Origin of the sequence: Mucilaginibacter pallidiroseus (assembly GCF_007846085.1) — a bacterium.
GTDB classification, from domain to species: domain Bacteria; phylum Bacteroidota; class Bacteroidia; order Sphingobacteriales; family Sphingobacteriaceae; genus Mucilaginibacter; species Mucilaginibacter pallidiroseus.
In genome coordinates this window covers 489,124-507,402 of sequence record NZ_VOEJ01000002.1, presented here as the reverse complement: position 1 = coordinate 507,402, position 18,279 = coordinate 489,124, and the positions used below count along the sequence as shown (strand labels likewise).

Here is an 18,279-nt window from a genome sequence, read left to right as displayed (position 1 = left end):
CATGCCTGTAAAACAAAACCGTGTTATCGACATTTTACGTTTTTTTGCCGCCTGTGGTGTTGCGCTGTTTCACTTTCAACAGCCAGTGAAACATTTAGACGATTTTTACCGCGCTTTTTGCCATGAGCTTAGATTAGGCGTACCCGTGTTTTTTGTAATTAGCGGGTATTGCATTTCCATTTCACTAAATCAATCAAAAACTCCTAATAATTTTATTATAAGGAGACTTTTTAGAATATTTCCGGCTTATTGGCTTAGCCTTGTAATAGTTGGCGTGGTAGTTATTTATGCTAAAATTGCACATGGCGAAAATGACGTTGCCGTACTACCTAAAACTATCAAAGATATTATTGCCACACTTACTTTAACCACTACTCCATTTAGTGAAATACTCACTGTAAATTGGGTGTATTGGTCTTTAACGTGCGAGTTGTTTTTTTACTTCATAATTTATTGCATTGCATTTTTGCCAGTTAAATTTCGCCTACCGGCTATAAGTACAATTTGTGTTTTAAGCGTGTTGTTACCTTTTCAAAATTCTGGATACCTGTTTTTCCTGGATCATTGGCCCGCATTTGCTTTCGGCATTGCCATATACTATTTGGTTTACCAAAAACATAGAAGCTTAATCCCAATAATAATTGCAGCTTTAAGCATGGCTCATATATTGATGCATAGGGACATGATATACCTTGGCGTATGTATCACAACCGGGTTATTAATAATTGCAGGAGAATATTATCCGATAAAAAAAAATTCACTTTCTGTTTTAGGAAATTACTCATACGCGATTTATCTTATTCATGTACCGCTGGGGGTATATGTTGCCAAAGACTTCGTTAACATTTTTGTGTACAAGTACTTGTATTTAAATATCCTGGTCGACCTTCTTACTCTGCTGTTTGTTGCACTTTTATCCAAACTTATTTATAAATATGTGGAACGTCCTTTTATTGATTTAGGCAACAAGCTATCAAGCTAAACCTGAATAATAAAAGCCGCTTTCTTTATTTTCATTAAAAAAATCACGCTGTAAAATTTCAGAGTTTGGTTTTTTTAATTTACGTTTGAATTTTTTCCTGACGTAGCTTACATTAATTTTTTACCTGAGAAAATTAATGTTACGCGTAGACAGTTCCAAGCCTTGCCAAATTATTTATGCCATTGCCCGGCACGATTACCTGTCGTACGTTATTGAACCACATATTGTTCAGCTAAATCCAAACGGCGAATTTTCATTTACGCATCAACGTTTATTTTCAAACACAGCTGAAGAATTTACACACTGCATTGATGAAACCGATCGTAAGCTGATTAAGATCCTGGAAGATATTGAGCAGGGCAACATCATCAAAAAATACTACAAAAAGCCAATCAGGCCGTTCGAGTTTTTTGCGAAAGTTTTTAACGAGCAGTTTTTTGATACCATCCGCCCAAAAATTGAAAAGAAGCTAACTGAAGCATTGGGCTTATTGGGCCAGGGCAATAAGGAAATTTACCTGATGAGCAAAGAGGGGTACCCTGCCGGCCGAAAGTTGCATATTGCCGATGAGCCTGCCTCTGTGCTTTTTCACTTTCGCCGTAACGAGGAGGAAATACGCTACTTCCCAACCATCAAGTTTCATGGAATGCGTATTGAATTTATGTTTAAAAACGCCGAGATCATCTGTAATCATCCTGCATGGATGCTGCTTGATGATACCCTATATTATTTTGACAAGGAAATAGAGGGGAAAAAGCTTGCCCCGTTTTTAAATAAGCGCTACATAGCCATTCCAAAGTCTTCGGAACATTCGTACTTCGAAAAATTTGTTGCCCCGCTTATCGAAAAGCATAACGTTTATGCCGAGGGTTTTACCATTAATACCGAAAAGTATGACGCAAGGCCGGTGTTGAAGCCTATTTACGTAGAAGGCGGTACATCGCAGCTACAATTAGCATTCAAATACGCAGGATATATTTTCCCTTATGGCGATGGCAGGCACGTATCTGTGCGTATGGAAAAAACCGGAGACGATTATCTTTTTCATCGTATAAAAAGGTCGGTAAGTTGGGAAAAAGGCAAGCTGGCGGTATTGGAAGGTATGGGGCTTAAAGTGGCGTCGAGCCTATTTCAAAATCTTGAGGTGGCCACTACAACCGAAGATGGTGACCGCTCTTTCCCGGTGTTTGAGTGGCTCAACCAGCATCATGATCAACTTACCGAGTTGGGCTTTGAAATTGAACAACCCGAGGGCCAAAAGCGCTACCTGTTTGGCAACACCAAGATAGACCTTGAGATAACTGAAAATAACGACTGGTTCGACATTAATGCAGTAGTATGTTTTGGGCCATACCGTATCCCATTTATTCAGCTCAAGAACCATATCCTGGCCCATAAAAAGGAATTTATACTGCCATCTGGCGAAATTGCGGTGATCCCGGAGCAGTGGTTTTCGCAGTACGGTAACCTGTTGCATTTTAGCGAAGGGCAGGACGGCCTTAAACTACGCCGCCACCACATTGGCCTGGTAAATGATTTAAGCGATGGCGAAATGGCCGAGGTAGCTATGAGCCGTAAGCTGCAAAAGCTTACCGATTTTGAAGAGACCGATGACGTTGCCATGCCCGAAAACTTTTTGGGCAGTCTGCGCCCGTATCAAAAGGCTGGGTACAACTGGTTTCACTTTTTAAAGAACTATCATTTTGGTGGCTGCCTGGCCGATGACATGGGCTTGGGTAAAACCATTCAAACACTTGCCTTGCTGCAAAAACACAAGGAAGATACCGAAGCTGCCGGTAACCATGCAACATCGCTGGTTATTATGCCAACATCACTGATATATAACTGGCTTAACGAGGCGCATAAGTTTGCACCGCAATTAAGGTTGATGGTACATACCGGAGCATTGCGTTACAAATCGGCCGATGTGTTTAAGAACTATGATGTGATCATCACCACATATGGCATAAGCCGTATTGATATTGAAATGTTTAAAGGCTATTATTTCGACTACGTGATATTAGATGAGAGCCAGAACATTAAAAACCCGGCATCAAAATCCTACCAGGCCGTAAGGCAGCTTAAATCACGGTTTAAGTTGATATTGAGTGGCACGCCTGTAGAAAATTCGGTAAATGATTTATGGACACAGATGTCCTTTGTTAACCCCGGGTTACTGGGCGCACAGCAGTTCTTCCTGAATGAATTTGTAACCCCTATCGAGAAAAAGAAGGACGAGGACAAGGCCCATAAATTACAGGCTATTATCAAGCCGTTTGTATTGCGCCGCACCAAAGAGCAGGTTGCTACCGAGCTACCGCCTAAAACCGAGAACTTGTTTTATTGCCAGATGAGCGAAGAGCAGGCCGAAGTTTACGACAAGGTAAAATCTGAATATCGAAACGAGCTATTGCGTAGCCTGGAAGATGGCACTTATGCCAAAACGCAGATACAGGTATTACAGGGCTTAATAAAGCTTAGGCAGATTGCCAACCATCCTGCCATGATAGATGAAGAGTATGAGGGCGACTCGGGCAAGTTTGAGAACGTCACCCACACCCTGAAGAGCGTGCTGGATGGCGGGCATAAGGTGCTGATATTTTCGCAGTTTGTAAAGCAACTGGCTATTTACCGTGACCATTTTGATAAGGAGGGCATAAATTACGTTTACCTTGATGGCAGCACGCAAAACCGGGGCGATGTGGTTAAAAAATTCCAGGAAGATAAAAAAACCAGAGTTTTCCTGATTTCGATTAAGGCAGGTGGCGTAGGCCTTAACTTAACCGAGGCCGACTACGTATTTATACTCGACCCATGGTGGAACCCGGCCGTTGAGCAGCAGGCTATTGACCGCACGCACCGCATCGGGCAAACCAAAAATGTGTTTATCTATAAGTTCATAACAAAAGACACCGTTGAAGAAAAGATACTGGCCCTGCAGCAACGCAAACTCAGCGTAGCCCGCTCGCTCATCACAACCGAGGAAAGCTTCATTAAATCGCTCTCGGCAGATGATATTAAGGAGATATTAGGATAATTGTTCTGCAATAAAAAACGCCCGGCTTTCGTCGGGCGTTTCTGTTTTATTTCTTCGCTATCCTGTATAGTTTTCCACTATCTGTTAAGCCATACAAAGCGCCGTCTTTACCGGTGGTAAGTGCACGCCAGCGTTCATTCTTATCAGCCAGCAGGCGTTCTTCGCCAACTACCTTATTGTTCCTGATTACCAAACGTGCAATGTGTGCACCGCTTAAGCCGCCTACCATCAGGTTGTTTTTCCATTCGGCAATGTTGCCGGTATAAAAAGCAATGCCACCCGGCGATACGGTTGGGTCCCAATAATAAACAGGCTGTGCAACGCCTTCTTTTTGCTGTATGCCATCGCCCACTTTTTCGCCGCTGTATTCAATACCGTAAGTAACTACAGGCCATCCATAATTTTTACCTGCACGGATAATATTTACCTCATCGCCGCCACGCGGGCCAAATTCAGCTTCCCAAAGCTCGCCCGTTGCAGGGTTCCAGGCAAGGCCGTCGGGGTTACGCAAACCGTAGGCATAAATCTCGGGCCGTGCATTTGCTGTTTTTGCAAACGGACCACCAGCCACAGGTTTGCCGGAAGTAGTTATGTGGATGATTTTGCCGAGCGATGCGCTTAAATCCTGCGCTTTCATGCGGATATCGTTAGCGCCACGGTCGCCGGTACTTATAAATAAGTTGCCTTGTTTATCGAACACAATGCGCGACCCAAATTGCAGGCTGCCATTGTGTGTTGGCGTTGCACGATAAATTACCGTTACGTTCTCCAGTTTGGTTTCGTTGGCAGATAACTTGCCCTTGGCTATGGCCAATGCCGATCCGTCGGCAGTTGGCTCAGTATAGCTCCAGTAAATCATTTTGTTTTGGGCAAAGGCCGGGTCGATAGTCAAATCAAGCAAGCCGCCCTGCCCGCGAAACAGTACAGCAGGTAAACCGCCAATTTCCTTATCAAAACTGCCGTTTGCCTTAAGTATGCGCATCGTGCCACCTTTCTCGGTCACTATAAAGCGGCCATCAGGCAGTACATGTATACCCCAGGGTGATTTTAGCTGGCTGTTAATAACAGCGGCCCCATAAGGCGTTTTTGTTTTAACGCCGCCAATACGGGTTTGCCCTTTAAAAGCAGATTTGTATTGCGAGTTTGGGCTTTTGGTTTCTACAGGAGCAAGTGTCGTATCTGCCGGTAACTTGATACCGTCGGCACTGCTTGCTAATGGTGTCAGTAACAGGCATGCGCTTGCCAGTGCAATATGTTTTAGTTGGAATTTCATAGTGTTGTTTTGATAGTTTATAAACCTAACCAATAATCATTGCCCGCTAAAATTTGTTTTGTAAAGGTTGAGATACAAACAAATAAAACCGAATATTGTATTAGCTTAATTAAATCCCCATGGTATGAAAAAACTTTTCCTTTTAGCAGCATTGTTAATATGCGGCGCTATGGCTTTTGCCCAACAAATGGCCTGCTGCAAGAAATCGGCAACGCAACAATTTGCTATGCTCGCTTCTGATGCAAAGTTTCGTTCATCGCACAAAAACCCGGTAAAAATGCACTTTCAAAGTGCCATTGGCTCGCAGGTAAATTATAAAACGCCCGATGGTAAAACGGCATCGGCGTGGATGTTAAAGGCGAAAAAACCTACCAATAATTATTTATTTATAATACACGAGTGGTACGGCCTTAACGACTATGTAAAGCGCGAAGCCGAAAAGCTATATAACGATGTTGGCAATGTAAATGTAATTGCGCTTGACTTATACGATGGTAAAGTTGCAGATAACCGCGAAGATGCAGGTAAATACATGCAGGCCGTGAGCGATGCCCGTGCAAAGGCTATTATAAAAGGTGCCATAGCTTATGCAGGCACTAAAGCCCGTATAGCTACCCTTGGCTGGTGCTTTGGCGGTGGCTGGAGCCTGCAGGCAACCTTATTGCTTGGCAAGCAGGCGGCGGGCTGCGTTATGTATTACGGTATGCCTGAGCAGGATGTTGCCAAATTGAAAACCCTGACAACAGATGTGCTAGGTAACTTTGCCAATAAGGATCAGTTTATTAATACCAAGGTAGTGGCCAAATTTGTGGCTGATATGAAAGCAGCCGGAAAAAAACTTTACCTGCACCAATACAATGCGGATCATGGCTTTGCCAACCCAAGCAATCCTATTTACGATAGTGCTGCAACAAAAAATGCTTACGCCAATACACTTACATTTCTGAAAGCAAGGCTTAAATAAGCTTGCTTTTTGTAACATTGCACAAACTATTGTATTGACAGCGTCGGCCAAAAAAATATTTTCGTACCTGCTTAAGGTTGCTATACTGTTACTTGCCTTTGCGTTTATCTACCACCAGTTCTTAAACAAAAACGACAACTTACGGCAATTTCAATTACTTATAAGCCAGATAAGCCGCGGGCAGGTGGTTACCACCATGACATCGGTAGTATTACTGATGGGGCTAAACTGGCTCCTTGAAAGTTTAAAGTGGCAGTACCTTTCAAAAAAACTTACAGCGATATCTGTATGGCAGGCAATCGAGGCTGTGTTTTGCGGGCTTACCTGGGCCATAATTACGCCTAACCGCATTGGCGAATATGGTGGCCGTGTAATGTTTTTGCCCAACCGTAAACGCATACATGGCGTTTTTGCCATGGCAGTAGGCTCATTTGCACAAAACGTAATTACCAATGTTACCGGGCTGCTGGCAGGGCTTTGGTTTATTTACCACTACCTAAATATGGATACCTGGCTTTACCTGGGCATATTTGTACTGGTGGCTGTGTTCCTTGGTTTGTTACTGGTGTTTTACTTCCATATCAAATGGTTGGTTTGGTTGTTAGACAGGGTAAAGTTCCTGCGTAAGTATCACCGCTTTTTCGAAATAATGGGCCGATACAAAGTGCATGAGCTTTTTATTGTGATTGCTTATAGCCTTGCTCGCTTTTTTGTGTTTACTTTTCAGTATTATCTGGTAATACACCTTTTGCTGCCCAATATTCCGTTTTTTAATATGGTGATGACAGTGATCGTATTTATTTTTATCCAATCGGCCCTGCCATCGCTTGACCTGCTGGATATTGGCGTTCGCAGCTTTACCGCCGCCCATTTGTTTTTGTACATAACCAACCAACAAATAGCTATAATTGCAGCAGTATCATCAATATGGCTCATCAATTTAATTATCCCCGCCGTATTAGGATCTGTATTTGTTTTTAAACTTAAGTTTTTTGATCGCACTGCTTAGTACCTTGTCCGTATTGCTCACAGGCTTTTACCTGTTTGTATTTGCTTACCTTATTAAAGGCTGGGCCTCGTTAAAATGCGCTGATACCACAGCTGCGCCATTGCAAACCAAGGTCACTATTCTTATTGCCGCTCGCGACGAAGAGGAACGTATTCGCTACACTATCGACGACCTGCTGGCTCAGGAATATCCCCGCCATTTAACTGAAATCATAATCGTTGACGATCACTCTACAGATGATACCGCTAATATTATTCGTAGCTATGCCGATCAGGGTGTTAAGCTGATGCAATTGCAGGCTGATAAGCCGCTAAACTCCTACAAGAAAAAGGCCATAGCCGAGGCAATTGCCCTATCAACCGGCGATCTTATGGTGGCTACTGATGCCGATTGCCGCATGGGGCCGCAGTGGCTATCATCCGTTGTTGGTTATTTTGAAACCCACAATCCGGTAATGATATCGTCGCCGGTTACCTATTTTGAAGAGCGCTCATTATTCGAGCGTTTGCAAACACTCGAGTTTTCTTTTTTAATTGGCATAGGTGCTTCTTTTATCGGCAACAAGCGGGCCTCAACCTGTAATGGTGCCAACCTGGCCTATCGCAAAGATGTATTTTATGAAGTTGGTGGCTTTAAGGGTATTGATGACCTTGCATCAGGCGATGATGAGATGCTGTTGCAAAAAGTAGCAGTGAAATACCCGGGCCGCATTGGCTTTTTAAAAAATAGTAAAGCTATAGTTTATACACATGCCAAACACACGCTTGATGAGTTTTTACAGCAGCGCCGCCGTTGGGCTTCCAAGTCGACACGGTACAAGGATAAGCGCATTGTGGCACTTGCTGTAAGTATCTGGTTGTTTAACGTGGTACTGGTGATAAACGCCTTTATGGGATTTTACGATGTATTTTATTTAAAACTGTTTTTAGTACAGTTTTTTCTTAAGTTTATAGCCGAAGCCATGTTTATTACCCCTATCATGAGCTTTTTTAAACGTTCAGGTTTATCGGCGCTAACTATATTGCTTGAGCCGCTGCATATCATTTACATCATATATGTAGGTTTTATGGGCAACACGCGCAAGTATGCCTGGAAAGGCCGTGTAGTTAGATAAGCCGGGTTATTAAGCTGAAATTTGCCTTGGCAAAAACGATTAATTGACTATTTTAGTCTGTCTTTATAGTACATGCAAAACAATCAGGGTAGTTCGGGCGAAGATGAATTGATACGGCTGTTGCTAAAAAGGCAACAGGAGTTGAACGCACTGCTTGAAATTACCCAGGCTATCAACAAAAATTCGACAACGGCGGAACTGTTAAAGATGCTGGAAACGATCCTGAAGGGCCAGCTGCAGATTGGAAGTTTCAGGTTCCTGATCGAAAAAGATAACATTTACAGCTCCATTGCAAGTTTTGGCGGAACCTCCGAAACGGTACATGAACTTAATATGGCGTGGATGCACTTAAGCAGCTTGCAAACGCCTACAGCTATTACAGGGCACAAAAATCAACTCCTTAGCCGGTTTGACTATTTTATCCCGATCTACCATAAGCAAAAAGCGCTTGCGTTTGCTTTAATCGGCGATTTTGGTTCGTCGGGAGAGATGCTTAATAACGACCTTACCTTCATCCAAACCCTTACAAACGTAATTGTGGTTGCTCTTGAAAACAAGCGCCTTTTTAGGGAGCGCCTGGAATCTGAGCGTATGCAAAGGGAAATGGAACTGGCTGCCGAGGTGCAGAACATGCTGATACCATTACGCATTGCAAAGGAGCCCGGTGTAGAAATAGGGTCGAAATATTTACCGCATCAAAATATAGGTGGCGATTATTTCGACTTTTTCCGTCTCAACGAAAATGAGTTTATGTGGTGCATTGCTGATGTATCTGGCAAAGGTATTTCGGCAGCGCTGCTGATGGCCAATTTCCAGGCAAGTTTGCAGGGACTAGCAAATACCGAAGAAGATCTCACCTGCATAGTTGAGCGCCTTAACCGCCTGGTGATAAACAACACCAAGGGTGAAAAATTTATAACACTGTTCCTGGCAAAGTATAACCAGCATACCCGCAAGCTGTGTTACGTAAATGCAGGGCATAACCCCACAATACTCTACTCTGATGGGGATGCCATATCACTTAAATTAGGTACTACCATGATAGGCGCTTTTGATGAGCTGCCTTTTTTAAACCAGGGCGAGGTAGATATTGATCCGGGAAGCCTTTTGGTAAATTATACCGACGGCCTAATGGATCATGAAAATCATAATTTTAAAGTTTGGAGCGAAGAAAAGCTGCTGGATTTTGTTGCCGATAACGGAACGCTAACTCCTGACGAATTTAATGAGAAGCTTATGAGCCACGTTGCCGAGGTTACAAAAGCCAAACCTATTGATGATATTACCCTGCTTACGCTAAAAATAGTTTAAGCTTTCTCCTCCCAAATTGCGCAAAGGTTTAGTATGGTATCAACCGCCTTTTGCATATCCTGTACAGACACCCACTCCTGCTTACCATGAAACGCATGTTCGCCGGCAAAAATGTTAGGGCTTGGTAATCCCATAAATGACAGGCGCGAGCCATCTGTACCGCCACGTATACTGCACAGTTTAGCTTCCATACCTGCACGCCTGATGGCCTCCATGCCGTACTCCACAATATGCGGGTGCTGGGCAAGCACGTTTTTCATGTTGCGGTACTGTGGTTTTACATCGAGAGTATATGATGCATTAGGGAAGTTTTTTAAAACACTGTCGGCCACATCTCTTATCACATCTGCATGAGCAGCTAATTTGTCATCGTCAAAATCCCGGATAATAAAATCAATTACTGCAGTTTCAACATGACCGCTTATATCAACCGGGTGTACAAAACCCTGCATGCCTTCGGTGCCTTCGGGCGATAAGTCCTCCGGAAGGGCAGCAATAATTCGTCCCGCTATTTTAATGGCGCTTTCCATTTGCCCTTTGGCAAAGCCGGGATGTGCGCTAATGCCGTTTATGATTAACCTGGCGCCATCTGCGCTAAAGGTTTCATTTTCCATATTGCCGGCACTTTCACCGTCGATGGTGTAGCATGCAAAAGCGCCGAGTTTTTCGATGTCTACTTTATCAACCCCGCGGCCAATTTCTTCGTCGGGTGTAAACAAAATTTTTATGGTGCCATGCTTAATTTCCGGGTGATTAACCAAATGATAAACTGCGTCCATTATCTCGGCCACCCCCGCCTTGTTGTCTGCCCCAAGCAAAGTATCGCCCGATGCCGTAATAATATCATTTCCCAGTTGGTTTTTAAGATCGGGATGTTGGGCCATCCGTAACACCTGGCTTTTATCCACTGGTAAAATAATGTCGCTGCCATCATAATTTTTGTGGATGATAGGTTTAACACCATAGCCGCTGCAATCGGGCGAGGTATCCATGTGCGAGCAAAAGCAGATGACAGGTACGTAAGACTTGGTTGTATTAGCAGGCACGGTAGCATAAACGTAACCGTAGTCGTCCAAATGTGCATCGGTTATGCCTATCTCAAGCAACTCGGCTACGAATAGCCTGCCAAGGTCTTTTTGTTTTTCGGTAGATGGTTGGCTATTCGAGGCAGGGTCAGATTGTGTGTCGATAACCACGTACCGCAAAAATCTATCTGTAACCGTATACTGCAATTGGGCATTTAGCTGCATAAGCTTATATTAGTGCAAAATTTATTCTGTTGACCGCCCGTTGTCTTTTATCCGGCGGCGTAAATTGTAAATATCCTAAACAATATTTGGTTTGAAAAAATACTTTTTACTTATCCTGATCACTGCAGCAGCCTGCAGCGCAAAGGCACAGGGGTATAATTACAACAACTACGGTATTGGTTTTGGCGTAAGCAGTGTAAAAGGTTATACAAACGTTGCCCGCAATTACGATCACCTGGCTTACAATATCAATTTTGTTTACAACTATAGCCCCTATGTACCGGTAATGGCCGAGTTTCAGTTTGGAACACTTACAGGAGGAGGCCTCACGGTTGATCGTGACCCTTACCGCCGTCAGTACAAAAACAATTATAAAGCAGTTTACCTGCATGCCGATTTGCAGGCCGGCGAGGTTATGGACTACCAGGGAAGCTTCCTGTTGGATATTGTAAAAAACTTTTACATAGGCACCGGGGCGGGTTTCGTGCTGAACAACTTAACCGTGCAGCGAACCAGTTTAGATGATCCCAACTATGTGTTCCCGGGAAAAAACAGCGGCATCAACTTTTCGTTGCCGCTGCGATTTGGCTACGAGTTTAAGATTTATAACGAGTACGATATGCCCATCTTCAATATTGATTTGGGTTACAGGCATAACGTTGTATTTGGCGAAGGGCTGGACGGGTATAACGACCCATCGAGCAAGTTTAAAAACAATGCATTAAGCCAGTACCGCCAGATTACTGTGGGCATAAGGTTTAACTTTGGTGCCGAGTCGGCATACGACAGATCGATTAGAAGCTATTAATGATGTATACCGACGACCTGCGCGATTATTGCCTTGCTAAACCAGCCGTTACGGAGGGTTTGCCGTTTGGAGAGGATACGCTTGTATTTAAGGTAGGCGAAAAGATTTTTTTACTTACGGGCATAGGCAGCAATACCTTTAATGTTAAATGCGACCCGGAATTGGCTGTTGAGCTGCGTGAAAAGCATAGCGAAGTGCTGCCCGGCTACCACATGAACAAAAAGCACTGGAACACGGTGCAAATGGACGGCGGCCTTACCAACAAGCAGTTACATGAGATGATAGACCATTCTTACGATCTGATCTTGAAAAGCCTACCTAAAAAGTTACAGCAGGAAATTGGCGCAAACGCCTGATAATTGCAGGGCAAACCTATATTTGCTGTAATTGATATGAAAAGACCCATTCTCCTGCTTTTATTTATTTCCTGTTTTTTGCAGACATATGCCCAGCTAACTCCTTTTGAGTTAAGTAAGGATAAAAATTACACAGCAACGTATACCGAGGTACTTGCCTATTACAAAAACCTTGCTGCTAAACAGCCGCAAATGAAGCTGTTTAATTATGGTAGTACCGATGTTGGAATTCCCTTGACACTGGTGGTATTGTCGTGCGATAAGGTCTTTGACCCTGCACTTATTAAAAAGCAAAACAAACGCGTATTGCTCATCAACAACGGCATACACCCCGGCGAACCGGAAGGCGTTGATGCCAGCATGATGCTTGCCCGCGACCTGCTGGTGAAAAACCAGTTGCCAAAAGATGTGGTAATTTGCTTTATAGCCCTATACAATATAGATGGCAGCAAAAACAGGGGAACATCTCGCGCTAACCAAAACGGCCCGCGCGCATATGGTTTTAGGGGGAACTATCGAAACCTGGACCTTAACCGCGATTTTATTAAAGCCGACAGCCGTAATGCCCTGGCTTTTACCCAAATTTTAAATACCTGGCAACCCGAAGTGCTGCTGGACAACCACGTTAGCGATGGTGCCGACTATCAGTACGTGATGACGCTGATCGAAACCCAAAAGGATAAGCAAAACCCTGTATTAGCTAAGTATACAGCTGATGTAATGACGCATGACCTGTATACCGGCATGAAAAAAAGCGGGTACGAAATGATTCCTTACGGTGCCGGCGAAAACGGCTTGCCCGACTCCGGTATTGTAAGCTTTATGGAAACGCCGCGCTTTTCCACAGGTTTTGCGGCTCAGCATAATATCATCAGCTACATGACCGAGACGCATATGTTAAAGCCCTTCGACAAGCGTTTGTATGCTACCTATAACTTTATGCAACAGCTTATAAATATCTGCCAGCGGGATGCCAAACTGCTTGGCGAAATGAAAAAGCGGGTGGATGCAGAAGTGAGCAGGCAAAAAACATTTGCCCTGAGCTGGGAGCTTGACCGCAGCAAGGTAGATACCATTAACTTTAAAGGTTACGCCGCGCAATACAAAACCAGCGGGGTAAGCGGCCTAAAACGTTTGTATTACGACAGGAACCAACCGTATTCAAAAACCGTTAAATTTTATAATACCTATAAGACCAGCGCTTCGGCTGATGCTCCCATTGCTTACGTTATACCGCAGGCCTGGGGTAAAGTTATTGATTTGTTTAAACTGAACAAGGTTGCCATGAGCCGCCTTGCGCACGACACTACACTTGACTTGCAGATGTATTACATTGCCGATTACAAAACAGGCACGCGCCCTTATGAGGGGCACTACCTGCATAGCGGCGTTAAGCTGAACCCGGTTAATACTAAAATAAAGTTTTATGAAGGCGATTATGTGGTTTATGTAAACCAACCCATTAACCGCTACATTGTTGAAACGCTTGAGCCGCAGGGCGTCGACTCGTTTTTTGCCTGGAACTTTTTTGACAGCATGCTTGGCCAAAAGGAATATTTTTCTGACTACGTGTTTGAAGACATTGCTGCCGATCTTCTAAAAACCGATCCTGAGTTGCGTAAAAAGCTAGATGATGAAAAAGCCAGGAACCCGCAGCTTGCTGAGAGCGCAGCGGCACAACTTAACTTTGTTTACCGTAATTCGCCCTATTTTGAAAAAACCGCCATGCGTTACCCTATTGGCCGGTTATTAGCCAACCCTAAACTCGACCTAAAACCATGATGGAATACCTGCAGTATGCCCCTGTGGCATCCGTAATATTTGTATTAACTATTGCCTGCACATTATGGGCCTTTAATGATGAGAACATTTACGTACGCTTCATTCTTAACCCCTATACCGTATCGCGCGGGGGCAGGGTGTACACCGTTATAACAAGCGGCTTTATACACAAGGATTGGAACCACCTGTTCTTTAATATGTTCTCTTACTATTTCTTTGCCTTTCAATTAGAAACTATGATTGGGCATTGGCAGTTTGGGGTGCTGTACTTTTTAAGCCTTATTTTAAGCGACCTTCCGTCTATCCAAAAACACAAAGAAGATATATGGTACAATAGCCTTGGCGCTTCGGGCGCTATCAGCGCGGTTATATTTAGCTACATCATGTTTGACCCATTGGCAAAAATGGGGCTGTTGATCATTCCCGGGTTGGAGTTCCCGGCATGGGTGTTTGGCGGGCTATATTTAATTTATTGCCACTTTGCATCAAAGCATGCACGCGATAATGTAAACCACGACGCCCACTTATTTGGTGCCATCAGCGGCATATTTATCACTATAGCGCTTAACCATGATGTGGTAAATCAGTTTATCAGCAAATTTAAATAGGGAGTAAGATACTTTGCGAGCTTATTTTGTTGCCTTCTGCATCAAATAAAAAGCTCATCGGGTGCTCCGGGTCTTTAATGATCTCGAGCAGCAAGAATCCCCAATTTTTCCAGAAGTTTTCCAGCACCTGCCCGTAGGTTTTGTTTACCCAGTGGTCAAAAACCGGCTTGCTGCTTACTCCGCGCAGCGGCATATCCTCAATAAATATCTCATCGTTTACCGGCAAAATATTATACTCGGGCAGTCGGTTAAAAAGGTAATTGGAGTAAAACACGCGGCCGCTAAATTCTTCAAACTGTATAGGGTGCAGTGTGTCTTCTTTTATCTTTTCATAAATCTCATGATGATAGCCACGGTTAGCCTGGTTATCCTGCAGGCACAGTATCAGGCCAAAATCTTTTATGCGTAAAGCAAAAGTTTGGGTGTTGATTTCATCGCGGTAGCCAAACTCTTCCTCACGGTTATTTACCTTGAACAGGAACAGGCTGAACGGCTTAAATTCTTCAAAGTATAAAGGCAGGTTAATGCTTTGCAGCATCATGTGCAGTTGGCTAAACTTTAGCAGAATAGATTGCGACATGCTGAATTGCTCGCCCTGCGCATGCTGCATTTTTATGCCCGATTGTATCTCGTTAAACACTATACCGTACATCAGCTTGGCCGCCCACTGAAAAAGGCGGAGTTCATTGAGTGCTCTAACACCCTTGTAGCCTTTTGCAAAAGCCTCAGCAATCTCGTTTTCAAGCGGTTCCAAAAACGCATCATTTACCTGCGCCGAGCATGGTATTTTAAGATCTTTATAAGTGGCAATGCTTTCGTCTAGCAGTTTAAAAGGCTGGTCTTCCAGCTTGTAGAGGCTCATTAACCACTGCGGAAAAACCTGTATTTTTTCTTCAGTACTTTGCAGCGGCTGGCCCGTAAGGAAGCAGCTGGTATTACTAAAGTTAAACTTTTCAAACGGCGAATAGATTTGTACCGGCATAGCCGCAAAGATAAGCATGATTTTAAATGTAAAATTTTAGCTTTGATATTTGACATGCAGCTTACTTACCAACCTTTCGAGCTACTGCTTAGGCATACGTTTACCATAGCCAGGTTTTCCCGTAATTCTACCCCGCTAATGCTGGTGCAATTACACCACGACGGTTATACCGGCTACGGCGAAGCATCAATGGTACCCTACATGGGCGAAAGCCATGAAACTGCCACTGTATTTTTAAGTAAGGTTGATGTAAGCGGGTTTACGTACCCTTTTGATTTTGATGAAATAGTTAATTACCTGGATAGCATAGCACCCGGGCAACCGGCCATAAAGGCGGCTATTGATATTGCTTTGCATGATCTTGACGGAAAGCTGCAATCGCAGCCCTGCTGGCGGTTGATGGGTAGCAACCCCGCGCAAATGCCGGTATCCAGCTTTACTATTGGTATTGACAACGAGGATGTAATACGCCAAAAAGTAATGGAAGCAAGCGGCCACAAAGTAATAAAGGTAAAGCTGGGGCGCGATAGTGATAAGGAACTGATAACAACCATCCGCTCGGTTAGCAATGTGCCGTTGTATGTAGATGCCAACCAGGGCTGGACAGATAAGGAAAAAAGCCTCGAGTTGATTTACTGGTTGCAGGAGCAAGGCGTATTGCTGATAGAGCAGCCTATGCTAAAAACTGATATAGCAGGTAACGCCTGGATAACGGAACACAGCCCGATTCCAATTATTGGCGATGAAGCAATACAACGACTGCCCGATGTGGACAAGGCCGCAGGCGTTTATCATGGCATCAATATAAAACTAATGAAATCGGCAGGGGTGCACGAGGCAAAAAAGATGGTTGACAGGGCCAGGCAACTCGGCCTGAAGATATTGATAGGCTGCATGAGCGAAACCAGCTGCGCTACCCTAGCCGCCGCCGCCCTTGCCCCGCAATGTGACTGGGCCGATCTGGATGGCCCTTTCCTTACCTCGAACAATCCCTATACAATGCCTGCTTTCGAAAACGGTAAATGGGTGCTAAGCGATGAACCGGGGTTAGGATTGATGTACAAAATTTAAGCAAGTATTCTGTGGGGAATGGCGCTACTACCGCAGCTTTCTCCTTCAAAAATACTTAGTGGTGTTTCTGCTAACACGTCATTTAACAGATCATCAGTAAGCTCGTTTATTGTGCTTAAGTGAATATTGCCGTATTTGCAGATATTTCCGATTATGTTAAAACCACTATCGGTAAAATAAGGATTAGAAACGACCCCATTACACCTTTCCAGCCAAAAGAGGTGTCTTACAAAAATAGGTAGTTCACTAACGTCTGCATAAAGTGCACCATTAAACGTAGATTTTATATTGCTATCAGCGATATAGTCAAGCGCTTTTTGAACCGGTTTGTAATGGTGTTTCTTGTAAAGCCATGGAATTGTGGTATCGCCCATAAAATATAATCCATGGTAGCCTAAAACCTTAACCAATTTTGTTAAACCCAATGAGATATTGTTTGACAAACCTACAGTTGACTTTGCTGGGGGTGTTGAAAATATATAATAATCATACGTCTCAGGGAATGAATACTTGTTGTGATAGTCGTTAGATTTCGGGAAATCCGGATAGTGCTTAAAAAATTTATAACGGGGTATTTTAATTAACATAATTAATAGGGTAAATTAATCAATAAGAACTATAATTATTGACCGACTAGCACAATTTTTAAAAAACAAAACCATTGAGCGTAAAGCCTGTATTTTATACATGCGTAGAATACTTACGATTACCTTATTTGCTTTTTTACTATCCGTTGCCGCATATGCGCAAGACACACTTTCCGTCACGTTAGAAAACGTTAAGTATCCTTACCCTGTAAGTTTTCTTCCTATCCATGTAGAAAACCAGGACGTCAGGATGGCTTATATGGATGTAAAGCCAACCAGTCCAAACGGCAAAACCATAATGCTTTTTCATGGTAAAAACTTCGGAGGTTATTACTGGACAAGTGTGATAAAGGCCCTGTCGGCAAAGGGGTATCGCGTTATAGTGCCCGACCAAATCGGCTTCGGTAAATCATCAAAGCCGTTTATTCATTACAGCTTTCATGCTCTGGCGCGGTTCAACAAGCAATTGCTGGATACGCTCGGCGTAAAACAAGTTACCTTGATGGGGCACTCTATGGGTGGTATGCTGGCCACACGCTTTAGCTTGATGTATCCGGCAGCGGTGCAAAAGCTCTTGTTGGAAGACCCCATAGGCCTCGAGGATTACCGCACCTTTGTGCCCTACAACAGTGCTGCCGACGATTACAAAAGCGAACTGAAAACCACCTATGAAAGCGTAAAAAAATATTACCAGTCATCGTACTTTACTACATGGAAGCCGGAATATGATTACCTGGTTAACATTGGTGCAGGTGTTGCCAAAAGTGCCGACTTTCCGCGCTATGCTATGGTAGCTGCCCTTACTTTCGAGATGATATATGAGCAGCCGGTTTGTTACGAATTTAGCCTGCTAAAAATGCCGGTAGTGTTGTTCATCGGCAAGGAAGATAAAACCATAGTGGGCAAAGCCCTGTTAAGTGATGCAGAAAAGGCCAAGCACGGAAACTATAAATTGTTGGGACCCGAAACGGCTAAAAAAATAACAAACTGCAAATTAATTGAGTTTGATAACGTAGGCCACATACCACATGTGGAAGTTCCGGAAAAGTTTTTGAAGGCGTTAACGGCTAACTTGTAGTGTGAGTTCTTGAATTATAATTAATAAAATTAGCAGGATGAGCTGATTTTTGCGCCCTAATGTTAAG

At 43.6% G+C, this 18,279-nt stretch carries 16 protein-coding genes; 12 read left to right on the top strand and 4 right to left on the bottom strand.

The features are described from left to right. Position 1 precedes the first annotated feature (1 nt). Both FPZ43_RS06705 and FPZ43_RS06700 read left to right on the top strand, forming a co-directional pair. Positions 2 to 982, top strand: a complete 981-nt coding sequence (locus FPZ43_RS06705) for an acyltransferase family protein (RefSeq protein WP_146381078.1) — start codon at positions 2 to 4, stop codon at positions 980 to 982. 136 nt (positions 983 to 1,118) lie between these two features. Next, the gene (locus FPZ43_RS06700) at positions 1,119 to 4,019 is read left to right on the top strand and encodes a DEAD/DEAH box helicase (RefSeq protein WP_146381077.1); all 2,901 of its coding nucleotides are present in this window, start codon (positions 1,119 to 1,121) and stop codon (positions 4,017 to 4,019) included. A 46-nt stretch (positions 4,020 to 4,065) separates the two neighbouring features. On the opposite strand, the gene FPZ43_RS06695 is transcribed toward FPZ43_RS06700, so the two are convergent. Continuing rightward, complete coding sequence (locus tag FPZ43_RS06695) at positions 4,066 to 5,292, bottom strand: PQQ-dependent sugar dehydrogenase (RefSeq protein WP_146381076.1); 1,227 nt, start codon at positions 5,290 to 5,292, stop codon at positions 4,066 to 4,068. A gap of 124 nt (positions 5,293 to 5,416) precedes the next feature. Between FPZ43_RS06695 and FPZ43_RS06690 the strand changes: the two genes are divergently transcribed. From FPZ43_RS06690 to FPZ43_RS06675, 4 genes are all read left to right on the top strand, one after another. Continuing rightward, on the top strand, positions 5,417 to 6,256 hold the full coding sequence (locus tag FPZ43_RS06690; protein WP_146381075.1) for a dienelactone hydrolase family protein: 840 nt from the start codon (positions 5,417 to 5,419) through the stop codon (positions 6,254 to 6,256). A gap of 34 nt (positions 6,257 to 6,290) precedes the next feature. After that, entirely contained in the window at positions 6,291 to 7,265 is a 975-nt protein-coding gene (locus FPZ43_RS06685) for a lysylphosphatidylglycerol synthase transmembrane domain-containing protein (protein WP_146381074.1), read from the top strand. Then, positions 7,249 to 8,379 carry a glycosyltransferase gene (locus tag FPZ43_RS06680; protein ID WP_146381073.1) on the top strand — a complete coding sequence of 377 codons (1,131 nt, stop codon included), beginning with the start codon at positions 7,249 to 7,251 and terminating at the stop codon, positions 8,377 to 8,379. The genes FPZ43_RS06685 and FPZ43_RS06680 overlap by 17 nt, the downstream gene beginning before the upstream one ends. A gap of 72 nt (positions 8,380 to 8,451) precedes the next feature. Then, positions 8,452 to 9,690 (top strand): GAF domain-containing SpoIIE family protein phosphatase, encoded by a 1,239-nt coding sequence (locus tag FPZ43_RS06675; protein WP_146381072.1) that lies wholly within the window; start codon positions 8,452 to 8,454, stop codon positions 9,688 to 9,690. Here the strand turns inward: FPZ43_RS06675 and pepT are convergent. After that, positions 9,687 to 10,940 carry a peptidase T gene (gene pepT, locus FPZ43_RS06670; protein WP_146381071.1) on the bottom strand — a complete coding sequence of 418 codons (1,254 nt, stop codon included), beginning with the start codon at positions 10,938 to 10,940 and terminating at the stop codon, positions 9,687 to 9,689. The genes FPZ43_RS06675 and pepT overlap by 4 nt on opposite strands. A gap of 91 nt (positions 10,941 to 11,031) precedes the next feature. On the opposite strand from pepT, the gene FPZ43_RS06665 reads away from it, so the two are divergent. Genes FPZ43_RS06665 through FPZ43_RS06650 form a run of 4 tightly spaced genes read left to right on the top strand, consistent with a single transcriptional unit; the run spans position 11,032 to position 14,494 of the window. Beyond that, positions 11,032 to 11,748: a hypothetical protein gene (locus tag FPZ43_RS06665; RefSeq protein WP_146381070.1), complete on the top strand. Its 717-nt coding sequence runs from the start codon at positions 11,032 to 11,034 to the stop codon at positions 11,746 to 11,748. Beyond that, positions 11,748 to 12,104 (top strand): MmcQ/YjbR family DNA-binding protein, encoded by a 357-nt coding sequence (locus tag FPZ43_RS06660; RefSeq protein WP_315897961.1) that lies wholly within the window; start codon positions 11,748 to 11,750, stop codon positions 12,102 to 12,104. The genes FPZ43_RS06665 and FPZ43_RS06660 overlap by 1 nt, the downstream gene beginning before the upstream one ends. A gap of 36 nt (positions 12,105 to 12,140) precedes the next feature. Next, the gene (locus FPZ43_RS06655) at positions 12,141 to 13,886 is read left to right on the top strand and encodes a M14 family zinc carboxypeptidase (RefSeq protein ID WP_146381069.1); all 1,746 of its coding nucleotides are present in this window, start codon (positions 12,141 to 12,143) and stop codon (positions 13,884 to 13,886) included. Next, positions 13,883 to 14,494: a rhomboid family intramembrane serine protease gene (locus tag FPZ43_RS06650; protein ID WP_315897960.1), complete on the top strand. Its 612-nt coding sequence runs from the start codon at positions 13,883 to 13,885 to the stop codon at positions 14,492 to 14,494. Before FPZ43_RS06655 ends, FPZ43_RS06650 begins: the two co-directional genes overlap by 4 nt. Here FPZ43_RS06650 and FPZ43_RS06645 read toward each other — a convergent pair. Continuing rightward, complete coding sequence (locus FPZ43_RS06645) at positions 14,487 to 15,494, bottom strand: hypothetical protein (protein ID WP_261381002.1); 1,008 nt, start codon at positions 15,492 to 15,494, stop codon at positions 14,487 to 14,489. The two genes, FPZ43_RS06650 and FPZ43_RS06645, sit on opposite strands and share 8 nt — an antisense overlap. Before the next feature lie 36 nt (positions 15,495 to 15,530). Between FPZ43_RS06645 and FPZ43_RS06640 the strand changes: the two genes are divergently transcribed. After that, positions 15,531 to 16,547 carry a dipeptide epimerase gene (locus FPZ43_RS06640; protein ID WP_146381068.1) on the top strand — a complete coding sequence of 339 codons (1,017 nt, stop codon included), beginning with the start codon at positions 15,531 to 15,533 and terminating at the stop codon, positions 16,545 to 16,547. Here the strand turns inward: FPZ43_RS06640 and FPZ43_RS06635 are convergent. Beyond that, a complete protein-coding gene (locus FPZ43_RS06635) occupies positions 16,544 to 17,134 on the bottom strand; it encodes a hypothetical protein (RefSeq protein WP_146381067.1) in 591 nt (196 codons plus the stop codon). The genes FPZ43_RS06640 and FPZ43_RS06635 overlap by 4 nt on opposite strands. 100 nt (positions 17,135 to 17,234) lie before the next feature. On the opposite strand from FPZ43_RS06635, the gene FPZ43_RS06630 reads away from it, so the two are divergent. Next, complete coding sequence (locus FPZ43_RS06630) at positions 17,235 to 18,212, top strand: alpha/beta fold hydrolase (protein ID WP_146381066.1); 978 nt, start codon at positions 17,235 to 17,237, stop codon at positions 18,210 to 18,212. Positions 18,213 to 18,279 lie beyond the last annotated feature (67 nt).

What these genes read in the sequence shown, in the direction of transcription:
- FPZ43_RS06650 (WP_315897960.1), top strand. Translation starts at nt 13,883, where the DNA reads ATGATGGAATACCTGCAGTATGCCCCTGTGGCATCCGTAATATTTGTA.
- FPZ43_RS06705 (WP_146381078.1), top strand. Translation starts at nt 2, where the DNA reads ATGCCTGTAAAACAAAACCGTGTTATCGACATTTTACGTTTTTTTGCC.
- FPZ43_RS06690 (WP_146381075.1), top strand. Translation starts at nt 5,417, where the DNA reads ATGAAAAAACTTTTCCTTTTAGCAGCATTGTTAATATGCGGCGCTATG.
- FPZ43_RS06695 (WP_146381076.1), bottom strand. Translation starts at nt 5,292, where the DNA reads ATGAAATTCCAACTAAAACATATTGCACTGGCAAGCGCATGCCTGTTA.
- FPZ43_RS06675 (WP_146381072.1), top strand. Translation starts at nt 8,452, where the DNA reads ATGCAAAACAATCAGGGTAGTTCGGGCGAAGATGAATTGATACGGCTG.
- FPZ43_RS06630 (WP_146381066.1), top strand. Translation starts at nt 17,235, where the DNA reads ATGCGTAGAATACTTACGATTACCTTATTTGCTTTTTTACTATCCGTT.
- FPZ43_RS06655 (WP_146381069.1), top strand. Translation starts at nt 12,141, where the DNA reads ATGAAAAGACCCATTCTCCTGCTTTTATTTATTTCCTGTTTTTTGCAG.
- FPZ43_RS06645 (WP_261381002.1), bottom strand. Translation starts at nt 15,494, where the DNA reads ATGCTTATCTTTGCGGCTATGCCGGTACAAATCTATTCGCCGTTTGAA.
- FPZ43_RS06700 (WP_146381077.1), top strand. Translation starts at nt 1,119, where the DNA reads ATGTTACGCGTAGACAGTTCCAAGCCTTGCCAAATTATTTATGCCATT.
- FPZ43_RS06660 (WP_315897961.1), top strand. Translation starts at nt 11,748, where the DNA reads ATGATGTATACCGACGACCTGCGCGATTATTGCCTTGCTAAACCAGCC.
- pepT (WP_146381071.1), bottom strand. Translation starts at nt 10,940, where the DNA reads ATGCAGCTAAATGCCCAATTGCAGTATACGGTTACAGATAGATTTTTG.
- FPZ43_RS06635 (WP_146381067.1), bottom strand. Translation starts at nt 17,134, where the DNA reads ATGTTAATTAAAATACCCCGTTATAAATTTTTTAAGCACTATCCGGAT.
- FPZ43_RS06640 (WP_146381068.1), top strand. Translation starts at nt 15,531, where the DNA reads ATGCAGCTTACTTACCAACCTTTCGAGCTACTGCTTAGGCATACGTTT.